We start from the raw sequence: 17,515 nt of genomic DNA, 5'->3' as shown, positions 1-17,515 counted from the left end.
GGTGGGTGGCTGTGAACACCACTGGGAACGTCTATGCCACCGACAGTGGCCACAACCGAGTTCTGAAGCTGCCCGCTGGATCAAACACCGCAGTCAAGTTGCCATTCACCGGCCTTGAAAATTCATTAGGAGTGGCGGTCGACATTTCCGGAGATGTGTATGTCGCCGACAGCGACAGCGACCACGTGCTGGTTTTGCGAGCGAGCCGCTGCGGAAGAACCCGCATCGATCATCTAAGGACGCAGTTACGTCGCCAATTCTCGGCACCTGTCACGCACTGCGCGCTATACCTGACAGGTGCCGAGGGGCCTCAGGAGCCGCAGGCTTTCGACTGACGCTCTCGCGTCGTTCGAAAGTGCGCGTCGAAGATGTCGCCGAGTCGAAAGAACTGGATCTCGTCGTCACGTCTGACCCTGGTCAGGCGCCGGTCCGCACCCCCTGCCAACCACGCAATCCCCCGCGCGGCGTCTGGGCAACGGTGCACAATATCGGGGGTGTCGAGCCTGGTCCAACGCCGCGCATTGGCGGCCGCCGTCGCGATTCTGGCTCTCGCTGCGTCATGCGAATCGGCCTCACCCGACCCGACCAGTCCCCAACCGACATCCTCCCCCGCTGCAGCCGCGCCGGGCACCCCAGGTTGGCAGATCACTCACCCCGGACCCGAACATTCGATCGAAGGATTTGCCGACCGCATCAGCGTGAAACCCGACGAACCGGTCCGCCTATTTGTCTCCACCACCGCGCACAACTTCACCGTGACCGCTTTCCGAATGGGCAACTACACCGGCTCCGACGCCGTCCAAATCTGGAAATCGGACCCTCACAACGGCCGCGTGCAACCCAACTTCACGGTGCAAAAACCGACCAGCACGGTCATCGCTCCATGGGATCCCGCGCTGACCGTCGACACCACCGGGTGGGCCGCCGGCGACTACCTGTTCCGTCTCGACGGCGACAACGGATCCCAACAATTCGTGCCACTCACCGTGCGGACACCGTCCAACGAGGGACGAATCGTCATCGTCAACGCCGTCACCACCTGGCAGGCCTACAACCGGTGGGGCGGATACAGCCTCTACGACAGTCCCAGTGGCAAGAAGGCATTGCGTTCGCGCGCAGTCAGTTTCGACCGCCCCTACCAGGCCGACACCATGCAAGGCGCAGGCGACTTCCTCTACTTCGAACTACCCATGGTGCTGTTCGCCGAACGGTCCGGCCACCAGATCGGATACGCCACCGACGCCGACCTCGACGCCGATCCGCACCTGCTCGACGGCGCTAGCGCCGTCATCACCCTCGCCCACGACGAGTACTGGTCGGCGAACATGCGCAACAACCTCGTCAAAGCACGCGACCGCGGTGTCAACCTCGCCTTCCTCGGCGGCAACGAAGGCTACCGGCACATGCGTTTCGACTCCACCACGCTCGGTCCGAACCGACTCGAAATCGATTACAAATCCTTCAACGAAGACCCGCTCAGCAAAACCAACCCTGCACTAGCGACCCAGGAATGGCGCTCCCCACCCAACCCACACCCGGAAAGCGCGCTGCTGGGCAACTACTACAAATGCAACCCCGTCGACGCCGACCTCGTCGCCGCCGACACCACCAACTGGCTGCTGCAGGGAATCCTGTCCGACGGGCAACACCTACCCCGCATGGTGGGCAACGAATACAACCAGGTCGACCTCGCCGTCCCGACCCCACGACCCATTCAGGTGCTGTTCCATTCCCCTCTGACCTGCAACGGCAACCCCGGTTACGCCGATGTCAGCTACTACACGACACCCAGAGGCGCCGCCGTGTTCGCTGCCGGAACCGAATACTGGATCTGTGGACTCGACCCACGGTGCGAAAGGGCCAACACTGCCGGCGATACGACCCGCAACGCGATCACCGCGATCACCGCCCGCCTGCTCGACGCCTACGCCGCCGGACCGGCAGGCACCGCACACCCCGCCATCGACAACCTCGCCAAACTCAACATCCCCGGCGCCACATCCACCGCATCGCCTTATCAGCCCGACGCGCTTGTCCCCAACTGATGGTTCAAGCGCTCGGTGTCAAGGGCAGATCAGCGAGTCATCGCCGCACGGCGACGAGGACAGTCACACCGGGTTGCCGGTGCGTGGATCAAGCTTCAAGCCACCCTGCGTCGGGGCGGCGAAGTCGAACATCCCGTCGAGGGTGCCTGAGCGATCGTCGAACGAATCATCGCCGATGCGACCGGTCGTCCAGTTGTCCTCGATGAACCGCAGGATCGACACATGGTCGGTCACCGTGTGGTCGACGAAGTTCGGTTTGGCGTACGGCGAGATCACCAGCAATAGCAGACGCGGCCCAAACCCGCAGCGTCCCTGATACTTCGCAGGTTGCGTTGCAGTATCGCCGCATACCCGCGGGCCGCTCAACGCGTCTTCGGACGAGGCGGACGTCGAGATCAACGGCGGGGCCTTGTGGTCGTACCAGCGTCGGAGTCGCCGTAGGCGATGACGATCGCGGTGTCCTTCCAGTCGGGCAGCCGCGGCAACCGGTTAATGGTCTCGACAAGATATTGCTGTTCGTCAAGCGGATCAGAGTAGGCGGCGTGTCCGTCCTGGTACGCCGGTGCCTTCAAATAGCCGCGGGGAGATGACCGGCATCGGCTGCGGCCCAGAAGTCGGCCAGATCAAATTGGTGATTCGCCTCGTCTGTTCGACCGATCATCTCAACTGCGCTGGGCGGCAGGTGTTTTGGATTCGCCGTCGACGCGTAGTACTGGAAAGGCTCGTGATGGGAATGTAGTCATCCTTTGTACCGAACGGCAGAGCCCCCTTTTTGCCGGTACCCCCGAGGCCAGTTCCGACGTCGTGCGCGGCGCCGCACACCGCGGGACCGTCCGGCTTGCGTTCGGTCGGTTTGAATCCACCCTGAAAGAATCCCCAGGTGACACCCTTCACCTTGAGAAGATCGCCGATGTTCTTGCCGGCGCTGCTGAGCTGGACCTGATCACGGGTCGAGCACTCATCGCCGAAGGGCTGCGGATCGCCGATGACGGTGCCTCGACCCTTGCCCGCGCCCTCGAGCACCTCACCGGTAGTGAACACCCTACCGTCCTGCAGGAATTCTTTTGTCACACCATGGGTTTGGCCGGAGACCAGGTTCAGTGCGCCGGGTGTCGACGGTCCGAACGTCGCGTTGTAGGAATTGTCGCTCATCGAGTAGTGGGCGTAGTTCCACAGCGCGATCACCGAGTTGCCGTCGTAATAGTCCATCACCATGCCGGGGCGGCTGAACGTCGGCGGTGTGCGGGTCGCGACCTCGGTGTGTTCGACGAATTGATCCATCGCACCGCCGTGAAACGCCTTCTCCTCGTCGAGGTACTTGTGGTCTTGGTCGCACACGACCTGTTGATCGTTACCACCGAGGCGCATCGGTTGCGCCTGATTCGGGTTGTGGGCCAACAGGTCCGGTGTGAGTCCGTCGACCAGCGGTGTGTCCGGCTTCGTGGTGAATCGCGGCCCGTCGCTGTTGATCGCCGCAGGGTAGGTGCCGAAGTAATGGTCGAACGACCACATTGTCCTGGAACAGACCACTGCGCGGATCGGCGTTGCCGTGTCTGCCGACGAATCACCCTCAGGCTCAGCTGATTTCGTGCACGTCGACACCGCCAAGGCAAGCACCGCCGCCCCGACGGACAGGGTCCGGAACACGTGTGGGCGGAAGCGCTCCGAAGGGGCTGGCGCGTGACCGTTCATGGCTTCATGCTGCATTGGATCCGCGGACGACGCGATGAACGAGCAACAAAAACAGACCTGCTGGAATCCCTCGGCGCCGATGGCGGGGATGCCGCCGCCGTGAGCGATGATGTCGTCACCGTCACGATCGGTGCCAACGACTTCGCACCCCTGCTCGATACCTATCTCGACGGCGGACAGAACGAAGACCGGCACACACCGATGTCGACCCCGAATTCGACGGGCTTCGCGGCAACCTCACCGCAATTCTGCAGCGGCTCACCCAGTTAGACGACGGTCGTCCAGCAACTGTTCTCGTCACTGGGTACTGGAATGTGTTCCCCGACGGTGACGTCGCGCTGCAACAGTACGGACCACGTTGCGAGGCCGATAGCGCCGAACTCACCCGCCGAGTCGACGGTGTCACCGAGGAAGTGGTGGCCGCGCATGACGCCACCTACGTGGACCTACTACGCGCGTTCAAACGGACCGCCGAAACCGATGATCCCACCGAATTGCTCGCCGACGACGGTGACCATCCCAACCATGCGGGTCATCAGAAAATCTCCGACGCCCTCTCCGCTGCCGCAATGCCGCGGTCCGCTGACCGTTGACAGCCCCCGATGGCGGGCTCGTCACGGGATGAGCCCCAACCGCGTTGCCAGCCAATCCATTTCGTCACTCAGCGCGGACGACCACACCGACCAGTCATGGCCGCCGGAAACCTCGACGCACCTCGTTCGCATCTCCGCCTCGGTCGCCGCACCGCAGACCGAACGTTGTGCGGCGAGCCCGTCGGAGTCTTCTACGCCGGTCACGAACAGACCGTTCGATTCCGGATAGCTGCGCACGCGCATCAAATCCACGGGGTTGACCCGGGTGAACGCGGCGTCGTCGCCACCAAACGCCGCATCCACCGTCTGACTCCGATCTCCCAACGTCGGCTCCAAATCTCCCGACATGTCGAAGAACGTCGGATAGACCTGGGGATAATTGGTCGCCATCTGCAACGCGCACGTACCGCCCGAGGAGATGCCAGCGATCGCCCACGACGTGGGCGTCGGGTCGACCTGCAGATGCGTGCGGACCCAGTCGGGCACGTCGACCGCCAGATACGTTGCCGCATTACCGAGGCGCGAATCCAGACACACCGGATTGTCGAAGGAACCGCCGTTCTCGTCGGCGACAACGACGACGGGCGCCAACCCCGCATGCGCCGCCGCGAACGCGTCCATCGTGGCCGTCAATCTACCGCCGTGAAACCAGTCCGACGGCGAACCCGGCTGCCCGGGAAGCAAAATCAGAACTGGCAGCAACGGGCGGGGGGACGCGAAATAGGCTGGCGGCAAATACAACTGCGCCGACCGCGCCGGGAACCCCGACCTCGCACCGGGAATGGGGAGGTCGGCGACCACCCGTCCCGGCGTCGCGCCCACCGTCGCCGCGGTGGGGACCGTCCGCCACACCGGCTCCAACGGGACGCCCGTCACCACGGTCGTCGGACCGGGAACATCGGCAAACGGGATCTCGTTCGCGGGCGCCAACTCCAACAGGTCCCCGATCGTCGGATACTGCGCAAAGAACACGTTCGCCTGAAGGGTCAACGCCAAGAGCACCCCAACTCCCGCTACCCCCGATATCACCCGCCCCGCCACCCCGGCGGAAGCGACTATCCGCGGCACGACCAACACCACTGCGCAGACACCACAAGCGAAGTACGCACAAATCGCCATCGGCACCGAATCCGGGAACGGCCGCCACCATCGCTCGACCACAACCCGCACAATCCCGGTCACCACCACCGCGACCACAATCGCCGTCGGCACCGCGCGCCGCACAAACCATCGTCGGCGCACGCACACAAGCCACAGACCCCCACCAACACCCGCCACCGTGATCAGCCATGGCAGCGGGCCATCCAGCAGCGACCACTCGGTCACCCGCCCCAACCGCCCCACCTCCACGCGTCGGCTAGATCCCCATGGCGATCGCCAACTTCAGACTAGGCAGCTACATTCGTGCCGACCTCACACCCGACTCATCGTAGGCGGTCACATCCGGACGTCCGTCCATGAGGGATGCAACGGCGATATGGTCAGTGAGGTGACGCCGATCAAGACTTCCAAGGGATTTCACGCGCGACTCGTCCATGCGGCTCTGATGGAAATCAGCCACCTCCCCTCGGCAAGCAGTCCGACTCATGAGAGCGCGTCGACCTTCCACTGCTGCTGGCGTCCGCACGGATCGGCGTCGGCGTGCTGCTGATCGCAGCGCCGACAGTCGTGTTGCCATGTGAGGATGCTCGAAACGGTACAAACGCTTTGCTGATGCGCACGATCAGGGCAGGCGCCCTCGTCCTTCGGCGGCGGTGCGTATTTGCCTGGGCGCGGGGCCGGCGCGAGGAGTTCCGCCGGTGGGCGACGGCCGGGTGGCGAGTGACTCCGGCGACCTGCTGGTCGGGATCGGAAGTGCCCACCTGGTCGGACGAGCCGGCGCGATCAAGGCCGTCGCTGTCGTGGCCCCGTGGGTCGCGGCGGGCGTTGCCGGCCTTGCCAGACGCGACGGCACGACGCCCATCTATAGAGCTAGCTGACCCTGCACTAGCCGCTTCTAGCGTCGTCTCCGGGATCAGCTGACTTGCCGCGCGCCGATCGCCCGCCGCATCAATAAATTTCGTTCTCGCCCGGTTCGATTTGGTACACGAGCGGCTCATGTCAACGGCGAGACGTTCCGTGTAGAGCCGCGCCATCCGAGCTCGCGCAGAACGCGGCTGGCGGCCCGCCCGCTGGAAAGTCGTTCGCTAGTGGTACTGACACAACGGTTTTTGGGGTCCAGGCCTGCACAACCCCGCCTCCGTGCGTGGAACTACTTCAGCTCGGTGAGCAGGTCGGTGAGCGCTTGGGTCTCGGTCGCGGGATCGGGGTTGCTTGCGCGGATTGCCTTGAGGACTTCGTCGATCCGACCGTCGAGTACCGCCCAGCCGGCCTTGTCCATCGGCCGGAGGGTGGCTTCGTCGTCGTCCCATGCGGTTTCGAGATCCTTGATCCGCGCGGTCGCCGCAGATTGGTTGCCTCCGTGCACCTTGGTGAGTGTGTCGGCTGCGATGGTTCGGAATGTTGAAATCTCTGCGGGCGGGAAACTTGCCGCGGCACGACCGGGTGGGAGCGTCTCCGTCATCGACGATGAACCGGACTCCTCCTCGCTCGCCGCCTGTTCGTGCGGCTGTGCGTTGGCCCAGATGAGCAGAGCCGCAGTCGCGACCGCGACTACTGCGTAGTAGGCGAGCATGATTCGTTCGCGGCCCGACGGCGCGTCGGTGGGTTCGACCCCTTCGATGACGTCGCGGCGAGTACGCGTGAGGTAGACGACCGTAGCCAGGATCGCGCTGAGGAAGATGACACTGGTCAGCGCGGTGCCCAAGCCGAGGCCGCGATCAACAGACGGTAAGGCAAGAAAGTCGCCGAGATTCGCGCCGAGCGGTCGGGTCAGAATATAGGCAAGCCAGAAGGAGAGAACAGCGTTCGCTCGCAGTCGCCAGCCGATCACGACGGCGACAATCAGACCCGCTGGCAGCAGCACCGATGTGCCGGGGCCCCAGCCGGTGAGTTCGAGGGTCCAGTCGCCGGCGGCCGTCCCCAACGCGAAGGTGACAAGGATTGCGAGCCAGTAGAACAACTCTCTGGGTAGCGTGACGATGCTGTGGATCGAGAGCGTTCGTTCACGGGCGAACCAGATGCCGAAGACACCCGCCAGTATGGCGGCGAACACGCCAGTGCTGACATCCAGCGGAACGCCGAGATCATCAGTGAGGATGTCGGTGTAGAGCGTGCCGGTCACGCTGACGACAACGACCGTGAGCCAGTAGACGAACGGCACGTACCGGTCGACACGCAACTGCCAGCCCAGGACCGCGGCGAACACGACCGTGAAGATCAGGGCCGTCGCGTTGAGACCGAGCCCCAAAGTCATGTTGATCCAGTCGGCGAAGCTTTCGCCGACGGTGGTGCAGAGAATCTTGATGATCCAGAACCAGATCGTGATCTCTGGAACCTTGCTCAGCAGCACGCGGGGAGTGTCGACGGCGTCGGATCTCGTTGTTTCGGTCACAAGGCCAGAACGTATCGACGTGGTGCTGAACCAACGCTGAACGTTTATAACGGCCCCGTAACAGCAGCTACCCAAGAGACACCGTCACGCTCACCGACGCATTCCAACAGGAGCCGCCGAGAACGTCAGTTGTGCTGTCCGGCTCCGGCGTCCGGCTTATCGCCGGGTTCGGGTTTATCGACCGCGCCGGGAACGTCGGCGGTGTCACCCGGCTCCGGCGTGACGACAGCACCCGGGACATCGGGTGTATCACCCGGTTCCGGCGTATCCACCGCTGAGGGAGTCGGCGGCCGTGAGGGCGGATTTGCGTTGGCGACGGCGATCCCACCACCGATTGCGCCGGCTGCAAGGGCTGCACACACTGCGGCAATAATCTTGTTTCTACGGTTCATCACTGGGTCAATTTCCGTTCTCTGAAAATCCAGCCGGGAAGGGCTGTAGCTCGACAATGCGCATCCAACGCTGTGACCACGCTGAAGGGCGCTGAGAACGCGCCGGTGCAACGGGACGTTCAGCCGCTGCACAGCGTCGCAATGGCAGAGTGCAAGTCACGCCGTCGCACAGCCAACGGAGAGTGATGATCGTCGAATCGTTGAACCCGATGCGCTGGAGTGTGCGAGCCAAGTCAGCTGTCGCCGCCGCCCTGGTGGTGAGCGTGAGCTTTGCGATCGCTAGCGGGCTGCTCTTGCTGGTGCTCTACCGCTCGCTGGAAACGACTGCCCAAGATGCTGCAGCGTCGCGCGCGGACCAGATCTGTGTACAGCTCGAGACCGATTCACCCACCGAGCTCGACCGCTCGTTGTTGGCCACCGACAGCCAGATCGGCGCAGTCCAGATAGTCGACGCGAGCGGTGCAGTGGTTGCAGCATCCAACGGTGCACCTGCGCAGCCGCTGGTGAAGACGTCGATGACCGACGGGCAGCTGACCGATTTCGGCAGGGTCGAAGGGCCCGAGGGCGCGTTCGACTATTGGGTGTCGGGCCGGGCGACCGCTGTCGTCGGCGGCACTGTGACGATCTTGGTCGGCGCCGATCGAGAACCGGTCGAATCAGTGGTCAGCAGAGTCGCAGTACTGCTGGCGACCGGCGCGCCGATATTGATAGCGGTCGTGGTGGTCAGTACCTATCGACTGGTCGGTGCTGCACTGCGGCCGGTCGAGAACATCCGGGGGCGGGTGGCAGCGATCTCGAGTACCGACCTCGCCGAGCGAGTGCCGGTTCCCGACGCGCGGGACGAAATCGCCCACCTTGCGACCACGATGAACGAGATGCTCGGCCGGCTCGAGACCGGCCAAGCCGCACAGCAACGTTTCATCAGCGACGCCAGCCATGAGCTGCGCAGCCCGCTCGCGACAATTACGACCGCACTCGAAATTGCAGCCGGTCGGCCCGATCTGATCGACAAGGAGTTGATCGACGAGTCGCTGTTGCCGGAGGCGAGGCGGATGAATCAACTCATCGAGGACCTCCTGTTGTTGGCGCGTTCGGATGAAAATGCGGTGGAAAGGCAACGTGTCGATGTCGATCTCGACGATCTGTTGCTCGCCGAGGCCGGCCGACTGCGACGCATCGGATCAGTGCAGACCGTCGTCCATGTCGAGCCGTGCCGCGTCGTCTGCGACCCAGCGGCGCTGAGTCGCGTGATTCGAAACCTGGTCGACAATGCTGCCCGCCATGCCAGCTCGACAGTGACCCTCTCGTGTCATCCCGACAACGATCAGGCCGTGATCAAGGTGCGCGACGACGGACCCGGGATACCCCGTCACGAACGAGACCGGGTTTTCCAACGATTCGTCAGACTCGATACCGCACGGGCACGGGCGTCCGGCGGCGCCGGTCTCGGGCTGTCGATCGTCGAGCAGATCGTGCGGGTGCACGGCGGAACGGTCGCGATAGCCGATGCGCCCCGAGGTGGAACCATCTTTTCGGTCACTGTGCCACTCGGACAACAGGATTAGCTAGGACGCGGGCTCCGCGACGAGCCGGTAGCCGACACCACGGACCGTCTCCACCGACGTCATGCCGAACGGCGCGTCGATCTTGCGACGGAGATATCCGACATAGACCTCGACAATGTTTTCGTCGCCGTCGTAGTTGGTGTCCCACACCGATCGAAGGATTTCTGCCTTCGTGACCACGTCACCTTTGTTGCGCAGCAGGAATTCCAGGACACCGTATTCGCGAGGAGTGAGAGTCAGGACCACATCACCTCGCGCCACACGCCGGCGGGCGGGATCGAGCGACAGATCGCCTGCGGTGAGGACCGTCGGACGACGGGGCGCACCGCGGCGCATCAGTGCGCGAAGACGTGCGACGAGCACGACGAACGAGAAGGGCTTGATCAGATAGTCGTCGGCACCGAGGTCGAAAGCGTCGGCCAAGTCGTATTCACCGTCCTTCGCCGACAACATCAACACCGGCAGCCACACCTCCCGAGCGCGCAGCTCCCGAAGAATCTGATAGCCACTCATCCCGGGCAGCATGATGTCGAGGACAGCGACGTCGTACTCGCCCGTCGTCGCTGCGGTCAGCCCGTCGATGCCGTTGTGTTCGACATCGACGACGAAACCTTCGGCAACCAGGCCACGGCGGATCGTCTCGGCGAGTCTGGTCTCATCCTCGACCAGCAGAATTCGCATGCGTCCTCCTCGTTCCGTGCCATCGGCGGTCTCGGAATCTGTGGCAAAGGTCGAGAGCTCAGGGATGGCGTTGAGCAAGGGTCCACCTTCGTTGCGCGGATCCAAGAGGACGTTTGTCCTGACTCTCGCGGACCGGTTCGGACACCCACATTGAGCCGACGTCGTTGAAAGAATGCTGAGAGACGGGTGTATCACACCGTTGTTCGTGGTGGGCCTCGGCCGTTCCGCGGCGCTCTCAGGGTTTCCACAGCGCCCATTCCAGACACTGGTGTGATGAACGGACCCCGTGGAGTCGTCGAGACTCTGATCACCGAAATCGTCACCGAGGTGACGACAGCAGAAATCGCTGTCTGGACCATTATGGTCGCCTCGGCGGTGGTCGTGTTCTCGATATTCGCGCAGCGACGTGCGCGCTCCGAGTTGAACGTGGCAGCGATCCTCGGTTGGTCGTGTGTGCGTATTGCAGCATTGATCGCCGTATTCGTCGTGCTCGCCGTCCAGGTCGCACGGTCGGGCTGGTTGACCGGCGCCGACACCGCGACGCTGGATTGGTTCCTCGCACACCGCTCAGTGGTGTGGACCACCCTCGCCGTCGCGGTCACCACCGTCGGCGGTCCTGGGGGCGTCGTGCTGATCGCCACGGTTCTTGCCGCAGGTATCGGCTGGCAGCGCCGGGCGATCGGTCCTGCCATGTTGGTGCTGTCCCCCGTCGCGTTGGCAGCGGCGGCCAGCACGCTCGTCAAGCTCGTCGTTCGCCGAGAGCGGCCACCCGTGTCCGCCCACCTGATGACCGAGACCGACTTCTCGTTTCCATCGGGGCATGTCACCGCGACGACAGCGCTCGCAGGCGCAGTGCTGCTCGTCGTCTGGATGGACCCGGCAGCAGGCACGCACACACGCCGCACCGCACGGAAATTCTTTGCCATATTCGCCGCCGTCGCAGTGGTGGCCGCCGTGATGCTCACCCGCCTGTACCTGGGCGTTCACTGGCTGACCGACGTACTGGCCGGCGCCCTGCTCGGAACCACAGCCGTTCTTGCGACCGCGCTCGTCGTCACGGCAATTCGCTTACATCCCGACCGCGACCGTGAGGACACAGTCACCGGACACCCAACCCCATTGACACGGCACACAGTTCGCAACTCCTCGGCTCGCCACGGCTCGGTGACACCCGACACCTTCTCAGCGGCTACACAGCGCCGACCAGAAAGACTGGCGCGACCATCGCCAAGTCCGTGACCAGGACGCAAACCGGCACTGGCACAGCCCACTCTGCCCCACGAAGAGGAACAACTTGACCACAGCGATGAGCACTGGCGTACTCAATCCGGACACCTTGGTGTCGACGTTCGGGTTGATCGGAATACTCGCAACCGTGTTCGTCGAATCTGGCTTGCTCCTCGGCTTTTTCCTTCCCGGCGACTCATTACTATTCACCGCCGGCGTGCTCGTCGCGCAACCGAATTCCTTCGTTCCCTTGTGGGTACTGCTGCTGACCGTGCCGCTCGCGGCGATCCTCGGCGACCAATGCGGCTACATCATCGGTCGCACTGCCGGCCCCACAATTTTCGACCGCCCGACCGCCAAAAGGGTTGGCCCCGAACAACTAGCACGCGCCCACGCGTACTTCGACAAGTACGGTCCACGCACCGTCATCTTGGCTCGGTTCGTACCGGTGATCCGCACGCTGGTCCCGGTCATGGCAGGCGCAGCCGGAATGCGCTACCGCGAATTCACCCTCTACAACATGGTCGGCGGAGTCGCTTGGGGAATGATCGTGCCGATCCTCGGCTGCTGGTTGGGCGGCATCGAGTTCGTCCGCACCCATGTCGAACTCATCCTGATGGCGGTCGTATTCCTGTCCGTCGCGCCACTGATCGTCACCTACACCCGCGCAGCGCTCCGAAGAGGTCAAGGAACCGCTGAACCCAGCATTCCCACCGAATCGACCAGCGTCTAGCTGCGCAAGGACACTCTCGGGCTCGATGGCAACAGCGCGCTCCCGAGCGTCCAGCTTGCTGCACGGCATTCGGGAGGGCTCTCAGCGTTCTCACAGCGGTCTGGTGCGATGCTCACCGAACGTCGGCTGTGGCGCACGAAACCACGTGCCGGAGCGACCGTCGCGAAAGGGACGAACGACGTGCACGAAAGCCGAAAGCGGAAAGCACACCGACCCGCTACGTCGGTCGTCAGTGGCTTTCCCGCGCTGGCAGCACACGATCTTTTGCGCGAGATTGCACCAATTCTTGCCGAGCGTGGCATCGACGTCGATGAGTCTGCGCCGACGTCGCAGCGCCCGGTCTCCAGGGCGGCGCCCCGTCACAACGAGAACATCGTGCTGCTCCGCGGCTCCGCGCGCGAGCAAGCCGCCGCGGTCCTGCGGAGCATGGTCGATGCGGTCGCTAACGCCGACACCACCCTCGCAGCCGACGATCTGGCCGGCCTCGCCGCCTACTCACTCGACGATCGCACGCCGAGCACGTATTCGTGCATCGCGATCGCGCTGGCTCTGCTCGATCAATGGCTGGACTCGGCCGACCTGCCCACGCGCGCCGTCATCCCCGCCACGCTCACCTTATGTGCGCAGGCCACCACCGACATCGTTGCCCTCGCTGGGAGGGGGCGCGCACTGCGCTCGCGCGACAGTTTGATCAGCCGGCATGGGTCGCGAGGGGTGCTCTGGGCCTGCGCGCTCGCGCTCGAAGCCACCATCCGGGAACTGTCACACATCAGCAGTGCTGCGATCGACACATCAGCCCGCACGATGATCAACTGACCACAGTTGTTGCCGTCAACCGAGGATGCCGATCACCCAACTCCCCGAGCTGAAGGCGGGCGGCCAAGCTGTGCGCGCCCACCTCCCTCCGGACCCCAGTCGGCCGCCGCGACGTCCGCGCACTCGACCGTCATCCGCGCTACCCGGCTTTGCGGTCGCAATTGCGCCGCGAGCTGGCCTGTGAGTCCTACGACGACCGGAAGTGGCGCACCAAACAAGCTCGTTGCCACCCCCTACACCTCACGAGGGGCGCTGAGCGACGGGAACCTCCGAAGAATTGCTCGGATCTGCCGTTGCAGTTCGTCACGCTCGGCATGGAGATTTTCCGAGGCGATCACGGCGCGGCGTAACTGGGACGCGCGTTTGGACAGCTTCGCCTCCTCGACCGCCAGGTCTGCAGATTCAACCGCCAAAGACGCGTCGGCAAAATGCCGCGTCAACACTCTCAAGAATTCAGCGGCCTGCGCGGTATCCGATTCGCTGGCCGCCGCGCGAATATTGTTCTTCACCAGCGGTCGATCCTTTCGCCCCCCGGGCCACTTCACACGGCGACGTCCCCACTGGTTGATGTATCCACCTTTCGACACCCGCGCTCCGCCACTGACCGGCTCGTCGACGATTCCTACCTAGATTGCCAGCTTGGCCACTCGGTTTCTGCGTTAGGTGCCGAGGCGGCGATCAAACCGACGGCGAAAGGTCACGCGTACTCGGCAACGATCCCCGATCGGATCGCGACTTCCGCATGGATGGTCGACCCGCGTGATCTATCTCGCGAAACCGTCGTGTTCCATGCCGTGGCGGCCGGTCTCGAAGTCACCCTGCGCGATGAGTATCACGGCAACGATCGTGTAGACCACGAGAAGTAGCAGCAGCAGCGCACCGGCAATCCACAACGAGAGTTGGCCCAGTCGCCGCACACGATCGGACGCCTCACGAGCGCCCTGGATGTCGCCGCTCGCCCACAAGGGATAGACATTGAAAGCGTGTGTGAACGCTGAGAACGATAGCGGCCAGAAGAACAACGCGGCCGCGACTGCCCAGCCTGCGTTGCTGGGTGGTTGCACTGAGGTCTTTTCGATACCCGCGGCGACGGGTCGATTGTGCTCGTCCGGTGGTTGGTTGGTGGGTGAAGAGGGTGTCGTCATGTCAGTTCTCCTCGGAGGGCGCTTTCACACACCGTAGGGCGACCGCACTGAGAGGACGCTGAGACTCGACCATCAGCTCGCGAACGTGAGAATCGGAACCTCACGGCGCCGTCCAGCCGGGGCCTCACGGTGCAGAAAGCCGACCCGCCCAGCGCGTCAGATCCGACACAGCTACCAACCCCTCCGACCGCGCGGCTCTGCGCAGCACGCAGTTTCAGACCCGAGGTGTGGTCGGCAATGTCGTCTACCGACTACATTCGTGTCTGCAAAATTGCGACGCCGTCCCCGGTTAGTCCGGCGACTGCGGCTGATCGACCGGTCATCGCGAGCGCCAGCGACAACATTGGACCGCTCACCTCGGGTCCCGATCCGGTGGACCAGTCTGCGTCGGTAGCCTTCAGAGTGAGGCCACTGATGCGGTTCTTCGCACCGATCAGCAGATTCGATCCCTTGTAGAAGTCCGCAACACGCACGACCGCGTCCGTCGGAAAGTCATGAGAAATGCCGAGCGGTAGGCGGATGTCCGAGCTGTGAATGATCGCTTCGCCCAGCATTGCGTCGATCGGACCAGGTGGGTGTGTTTTGTCGGTGAGATGTGCACGAAATTCGGCGAGCCCGTCTGCGGGTGTGCCCGCCGTTTCACGAGCAATGTCTTTGGCGGCCATCGCGTCGAAATTGAAGCCTGATCGCGCGAACTTCCCGACGAATTTCGGCGGAGTCATCTTCACGGTCGCTGTCATATGCGCGAAGACATCTCGGACCGACCACTCAGCGCACAGCGACGCAGTCGCCCATTGTTCGTCAGTGAGGCCTTCCACGTCGGCGATCAGCGACTCACGCTCGGCGTGAATGATTGGCCACGGGCTCGGTGCTGCCATTGCATCCTCATTCCCACTGTCTGTCTCGCCCCAGGTGTAAAGCCTAGTCCGCCATAGGGTCATCGGTACCGGATCTGCAAGCACACTCGATAATGTTCTAAAGACCTCGATAACCGAGGCTCAGTCCAGGAGCTAAGAATGCCATCAGTCGATGTCACGACCGAGATCGTCATCAATCGCCCCCGGACCGAGGTGGCGTCCTATGCAGCAGACCCAGACAACGCAACAACCTGGTACGCGAATATCGAAGCCGTGCAATGGGAAACACCGAAACCGGTCACGATCGGATCTAAGATGACATTCACCGCAAAGTTCCTGAATCGACGACTCATCTACACCTATGAGGTCACCGAATTCACGCCCAGCGAACGCTTCGTGATGCACACCGCCGAAGGACCGTTCCCCATGGAGACGACCTACTCCTGGTCCGACACCGCCGACGGCAACACAAGGATGAAACTACGCAATCGCGGTGAACCGTCAGGCTTTTCGAAGGTGACAGCGCCGGTCATGGTCCTCGCCATGCGGCGAGCCAACACCAAAGATCTTGTGCGCCTGAAGCGCACGCTCGAAGCGAAAGCCTGATCAGGTAGCCCGGTCATCTCGATCGAGGGTGGGAACCATGTCTATCTCGTGGGCCGAATGTTGGCGTTGTGACAGAACACGTTTCCGGGATCCCAGACGGCCTTGATCGCTGCGAGCCGGTCGTACTCGGCGGGACCGTAGGAGGCTCGCACCCGTTCGTCATCGCCGATGTCGGCGATGAAGTCGACGCAACGACCCGAGTTCGGCGCGTAGGGCAACATTGCGCTCCAGAAGCCTCGAACCCACCTCGGAGTGCGCACGCCGCCGAACGCGGGCGCATTCTCCGCCGTGTTCCGGTCAATTTTCGAGTCGTTTCGCGGCCAATTCAGCGGCGCTGAATAGGGCCGGTGTCGAAGCTCGTCGAAGTCTGATATGTAGTCGGATTTGTCAAGAGGGCATGGAGAAGCGACGCCCGCGACCGTCGTCGTGAGCGTCGCCTCCTTGGACCGGTCGATCATGGGTGATCACGAGCGTGTCGTGTCGACGCGTTGTCAGTCTGATATGCGCGGGTTGGGTACCAGCAGGGCGGACTGTTTCGGCTGGAGCTGGGGTCGCTGAGTCTAGGCTCGAGCGTGATCCCAATGGGGAGTTGGGATTTCTCATAGTTTTCTCGCGGGTCGCTCCCAGACGCTTGCCGTTATCACCGCTCCGATCGGCCGGACACTTGTTGCCCATTCCGCGGTCCTTGCTGCTCTGGTCGTCGCGCAGTTGCCGGTGTCAAGGTGGAGTCCCCGCAGCGCAGCGAGGAGAACCGACCTTGACATCGGCGGAGCGCCGACCACGATCGAGCGGGCCCGGAATGGGGGGTTCAATGTGAGCTCAGTCTTCGAGCACGGCCAACGACCAGCACCAGCCGGCCAGTTCGCGAGCGATCGCAGTGTTTGCGACGGTGACACGTTTGCGACGTTCGTCGAAGCTGAGCCAGCGGGCATGCAGCCGCCGGTTGCCGTGCTGTCCACGGGCCCGCGCTGCCGGACTGGCGAGATCCCACCGTCGGCGCAGCGTGACGCCGGGACGGTAGGGCGGACAATGGTGCCAAGCCGCCTCGATCAGCAACCGCCGGACGTGACCGTTGCCTGTCTTGGTGATCGAGCCTTGCGATCGTGACTGGCCCGAGGATGTTTCGCTCGGGACGAGTCCGAGGTATGCGCCGATCGAGCGGCCGGTCAGCCGCTGCCAGTCGCCGATCTCTACCGCCAACCCGAACGCGGTCAATGTGGAAACTCCCCGCAGACACGCGAGCCTGGTCACCACCGGCGTGAAGGTACTGTCTGCGGCCATCGCTGCGATCGCGGTGTCGAGCCGGTCACGACGATCCACTGTCGCCAGCATGGTGTCGAACGCGGTGTCGTAGGCCAGCTGCAACCCGGGGCTGGCGAACTTATGTGACCGCAGCCATCGCTCGTGCTCGCAGGTCCACGCCCTCCCGCCGTAGTACACGAGCCCTTGCCGTAGAAGGAGTTTCGACACACGATGTCGCGCTGACATCAGATCTGTCCGCACGTCTTCACGCGCACGAACCAGGTCGCGAGCTGCTTCCTGCTCTGTGTCAACGGTCAGTTGGAACTCCGGGTCGACGGACACGAGTTCTCCGGATCCATGGACATCGGAACTCCGGGATCGACCGGCGTGACAGCACGCGATGAGGGTCGGGTAATTCGGAACAGCAA

Annotated in this window: 22 protein-coding genes; 10 read left to right on the top strand and 12 right to left on the bottom strand. The window is 63.4% G+C overall.

All coding sequences use genetic code 11. The annotated features are described in order from the left end of the window. The first annotated feature begins 11 nt into the window (after positions 1 to 11). Together FGL95_RS26960 and FGL95_RS26955 are read left to right on the top strand one after the other, a co-directional pair. Positions 12 to 335 carry an NHL repeat-containing protein gene (locus FGL95_RS26960; protein ID WP_169593204.1) on the top strand — a complete coding sequence of 108 codons (324 nt, stop codon included), beginning with the start codon at positions 12 to 14 and terminating at the stop codon, positions 333 to 335. A 159-nt stretch (positions 336 to 494) separates the two neighbouring features. Beyond that, entirely contained in the window at positions 495 to 2,045 is a 1,551-nt protein-coding gene (locus FGL95_RS26955; protein ID WP_206072367.1) for a N,N-dimethylformamidase beta subunit family domain-containing protein, read from the top strand. A gap of 63 nt (positions 2,046 to 2,108) precedes the next feature. Here the strand turns inward: FGL95_RS26955 and FGL95_RS32080 are convergent, their stop codons facing one another. From FGL95_RS32080 to FGL95_RS26945, 3 genes are all read right to left on the bottom strand, one after another. Beyond that, positions 2,109 to 2,513, bottom strand: a complete 405-nt coding sequence (locus FGL95_RS32080) for an alkaline phosphatase family protein (RefSeq protein ID WP_277351826.1) — start codon at positions 2,511 to 2,513, stop codon at positions 2,109 to 2,111. After that, on the bottom strand, positions 2,441 to 2,617 hold the full coding sequence (locus FGL95_RS32780; protein ID WP_206072365.1) for an alkaline phosphatase family protein: 177 nt from the start codon (positions 2,615 to 2,617) through the stop codon (positions 2,441 to 2,443). Before FGL95_RS32780 ends, FGL95_RS32080 begins: the two co-directional genes overlap by 73 nt. An 85-nt stretch (positions 2,618 to 2,702) precedes the next feature. Then, complete coding sequence (locus FGL95_RS26945; RefSeq protein WP_169593202.1) at positions 2,703 to 3,737, bottom strand: alkaline phosphatase family protein; 1,035 nt, start codon at positions 3,735 to 3,737, stop codon at positions 2,703 to 2,705. Between FGL95_RS26945 and FGL95_RS26940 the strand changes: the two genes are divergently transcribed. Both FGL95_RS26940 and FGL95_RS26935 read left to right on the top strand, forming a co-directional pair. Beyond that, positions 3,726 to 4,007: a hypothetical protein gene (locus FGL95_RS26940; protein ID WP_169593201.1), complete on the top strand. Its 282-nt coding sequence runs from the start codon at positions 3,726 to 3,728 to the stop codon at positions 4,005 to 4,007. The two genes, FGL95_RS26945 and FGL95_RS26940, sit on opposite strands and share 12 nt — an antisense overlap. Beyond that, complete coding sequence (locus tag FGL95_RS26935; RefSeq protein WP_169593496.1) at positions 3,983 to 4,330, top strand: hypothetical protein; 348 nt, start codon at positions 3,983 to 3,985, stop codon at positions 4,328 to 4,330. Before FGL95_RS26940 ends, FGL95_RS26935 begins: the two co-directional genes overlap by 25 nt. A 21-nt stretch (positions 4,331 to 4,351) precedes the next feature. On the opposite strand, the gene FGL95_RS26930 is transcribed toward FGL95_RS26935, so the two are convergent. Further along, positions 4,352 to 5,656: an alpha/beta hydrolase-fold protein gene (locus FGL95_RS26930; protein WP_169593199.1), complete on the bottom strand. Its 1,305-nt coding sequence runs from the start codon at positions 5,654 to 5,656 to the stop codon at positions 4,352 to 4,354. 473 nt (positions 5,657 to 6,129) lie between these two features. Here FGL95_RS26930 and FGL95_RS32520 point away from each other — a divergent pair, with 473 nt between their 5' ends. Continuing rightward, on the top strand, positions 6,130 to 6,309 hold the full coding sequence (locus tag FGL95_RS32520) for a hypothetical protein (protein WP_240963338.1): 180 nt from the start codon (positions 6,130 to 6,132) through the stop codon (positions 6,307 to 6,309). A 272-nt stretch (positions 6,310 to 6,581) separates the two neighbouring features. On the opposite strand, the gene FGL95_RS26920 is transcribed toward FGL95_RS32520, so the two are convergent. Further along, complete coding sequence (locus FGL95_RS26920; RefSeq protein ID WP_169593198.1) at positions 6,582 to 7,823, bottom strand: COG4705 family protein; 1,242 nt, start codon at positions 7,821 to 7,823, stop codon at positions 6,582 to 6,584. A 125-nt stretch (positions 7,824 to 7,948) separates the two neighbouring features. Then, a complete protein-coding gene (locus FGL95_RS26915; RefSeq protein WP_240963349.1) occupies positions 7,949 to 8,215 on the bottom strand; it encodes a hypothetical protein in 267 nt (88 codons plus the stop codon). A gap of 185 nt (positions 8,216 to 8,400) precedes the next feature. Here FGL95_RS26915 and FGL95_RS26910 point away from each other — a divergent pair, with 185 nt between their 5' ends. Beyond that, on the top strand, positions 8,401 to 9,780 hold the full coding sequence (locus FGL95_RS26910) for a sensor histidine kinase (RefSeq protein WP_169593194.1): 1,380 nt from the start codon (positions 8,401 to 8,403) through the stop codon (positions 9,778 to 9,780). Here FGL95_RS26910 and FGL95_RS26905 read toward each other — a convergent pair whose 3' ends face one another. Next, positions 9,781 to 10,461, bottom strand: coding sequence for a response regulator transcription factor (locus tag FGL95_RS26905; RefSeq protein ID WP_169593193.1), 681 nt, complete (start codon positions 10,459 to 10,461; stop codon positions 9,781 to 9,783). Between the two features lie 273 nt (positions 10,462 to 10,734). Between FGL95_RS26905 and FGL95_RS26900 the strand changes: the two genes are divergently transcribed. The 3 genes from FGL95_RS26900 to FGL95_RS26890 all read left to right on the top strand — a co-directional run bounded on the left by FGL95_RS26900 (position 10,735) and on the right by FGL95_RS26890 (position 13,237). Next, positions 10,735 to 11,700: a phosphatase PAP2 family protein gene (locus tag FGL95_RS26900; RefSeq protein ID WP_169593191.1), complete on the top strand. Its 966-nt coding sequence runs from the start codon at positions 10,735 to 10,737 to the stop codon at positions 11,698 to 11,700. 55 nt (positions 11,701 to 11,755) lie between these two features. Further along, positions 11,756 to 12,421 (top strand): DedA family protein, encoded by a 666-nt coding sequence (locus tag FGL95_RS26895; protein ID WP_240963337.1) that lies wholly within the window; start codon positions 11,756 to 11,758, stop codon positions 12,419 to 12,421. Positions 12,422 to 12,529: 108 nt separating this feature from the next. Then, positions 12,530 to 13,237: a hypothetical protein gene (locus FGL95_RS26890; protein WP_169593190.1), complete on the top strand. Its 708-nt coding sequence runs from the start codon at positions 12,530 to 12,532 to the stop codon at positions 13,235 to 13,237. 233 nt (positions 13,238 to 13,470) lie between these two features. On the opposite strand, the gene FGL95_RS26885 is transcribed toward FGL95_RS26890, so the two are convergent. From FGL95_RS26885 to FGL95_RS26875, 3 genes are all read right to left on the bottom strand, one after another. Next, positions 13,471 to 13,746, bottom strand: coding sequence for a hypothetical protein (locus FGL95_RS26885; RefSeq protein WP_169593188.1), 276 nt, complete (start codon positions 13,744 to 13,746; stop codon positions 13,471 to 13,473). Between the two features lie 255 nt (positions 13,747 to 14,001). Further along, positions 14,002 to 14,382, bottom strand: a complete 381-nt coding sequence (locus FGL95_RS26880; protein WP_169593186.1) for a CD225/dispanin family protein — start codon at positions 14,380 to 14,382, stop codon at positions 14,002 to 14,004. 251 nt (positions 14,383 to 14,633) lie between these two features. Continuing rightward, positions 14,634 to 15,260: a maleylpyruvate isomerase family mycothiol-dependent enzyme gene (locus tag FGL95_RS26875; protein WP_169593185.1), complete on the bottom strand. Its 627-nt coding sequence runs from the start codon at positions 15,258 to 15,260 to the stop codon at positions 14,634 to 14,636. A 138-nt stretch (positions 15,261 to 15,398) separates the two neighbouring features. Here FGL95_RS26875 and FGL95_RS26870 point away from each other — a divergent pair, with 138 nt between their 5' ends. Further along, complete coding sequence (locus FGL95_RS26870; RefSeq protein WP_169593183.1) at positions 15,399 to 15,845, top strand: SRPBCC family protein; 447 nt, start codon at positions 15,399 to 15,401, stop codon at positions 15,843 to 15,845. A gap of 41 nt (positions 15,846 to 15,886) precedes the next feature. Here FGL95_RS26870 and FGL95_RS26865 read toward each other — a convergent pair whose 3' ends face one another. Further along, entirely contained in the window at positions 15,887 to 16,066 is a 180-nt protein-coding gene (locus FGL95_RS26865; RefSeq protein WP_169593182.1) for a BBE domain-containing protein, read from the bottom strand. Positions 16,067 to 16,664: 598 nt separating this feature from the next. Continuing rightward, the coding region (locus FGL95_RS26860; RefSeq protein ID WP_240963336.1) for a transposase at positions 16,665 to 17,515 on the bottom strand (851 nt) is incomplete at its 5' end.

This window comes from Antrihabitans stalactiti, from assembly GCF_012932915.1.
In the GTDB taxonomy this organism is placed as follows: Bacteria; Actinomycetota; Actinomycetes; order Mycobacteriales; family Mycobacteriaceae; genus Antrihabitans; species Antrihabitans stalactiti.
The sequence above is the reverse complement of the archived record's forward strand: the minus strand, read 5'-3'. Positions and strand labels throughout refer to the sequence as shown.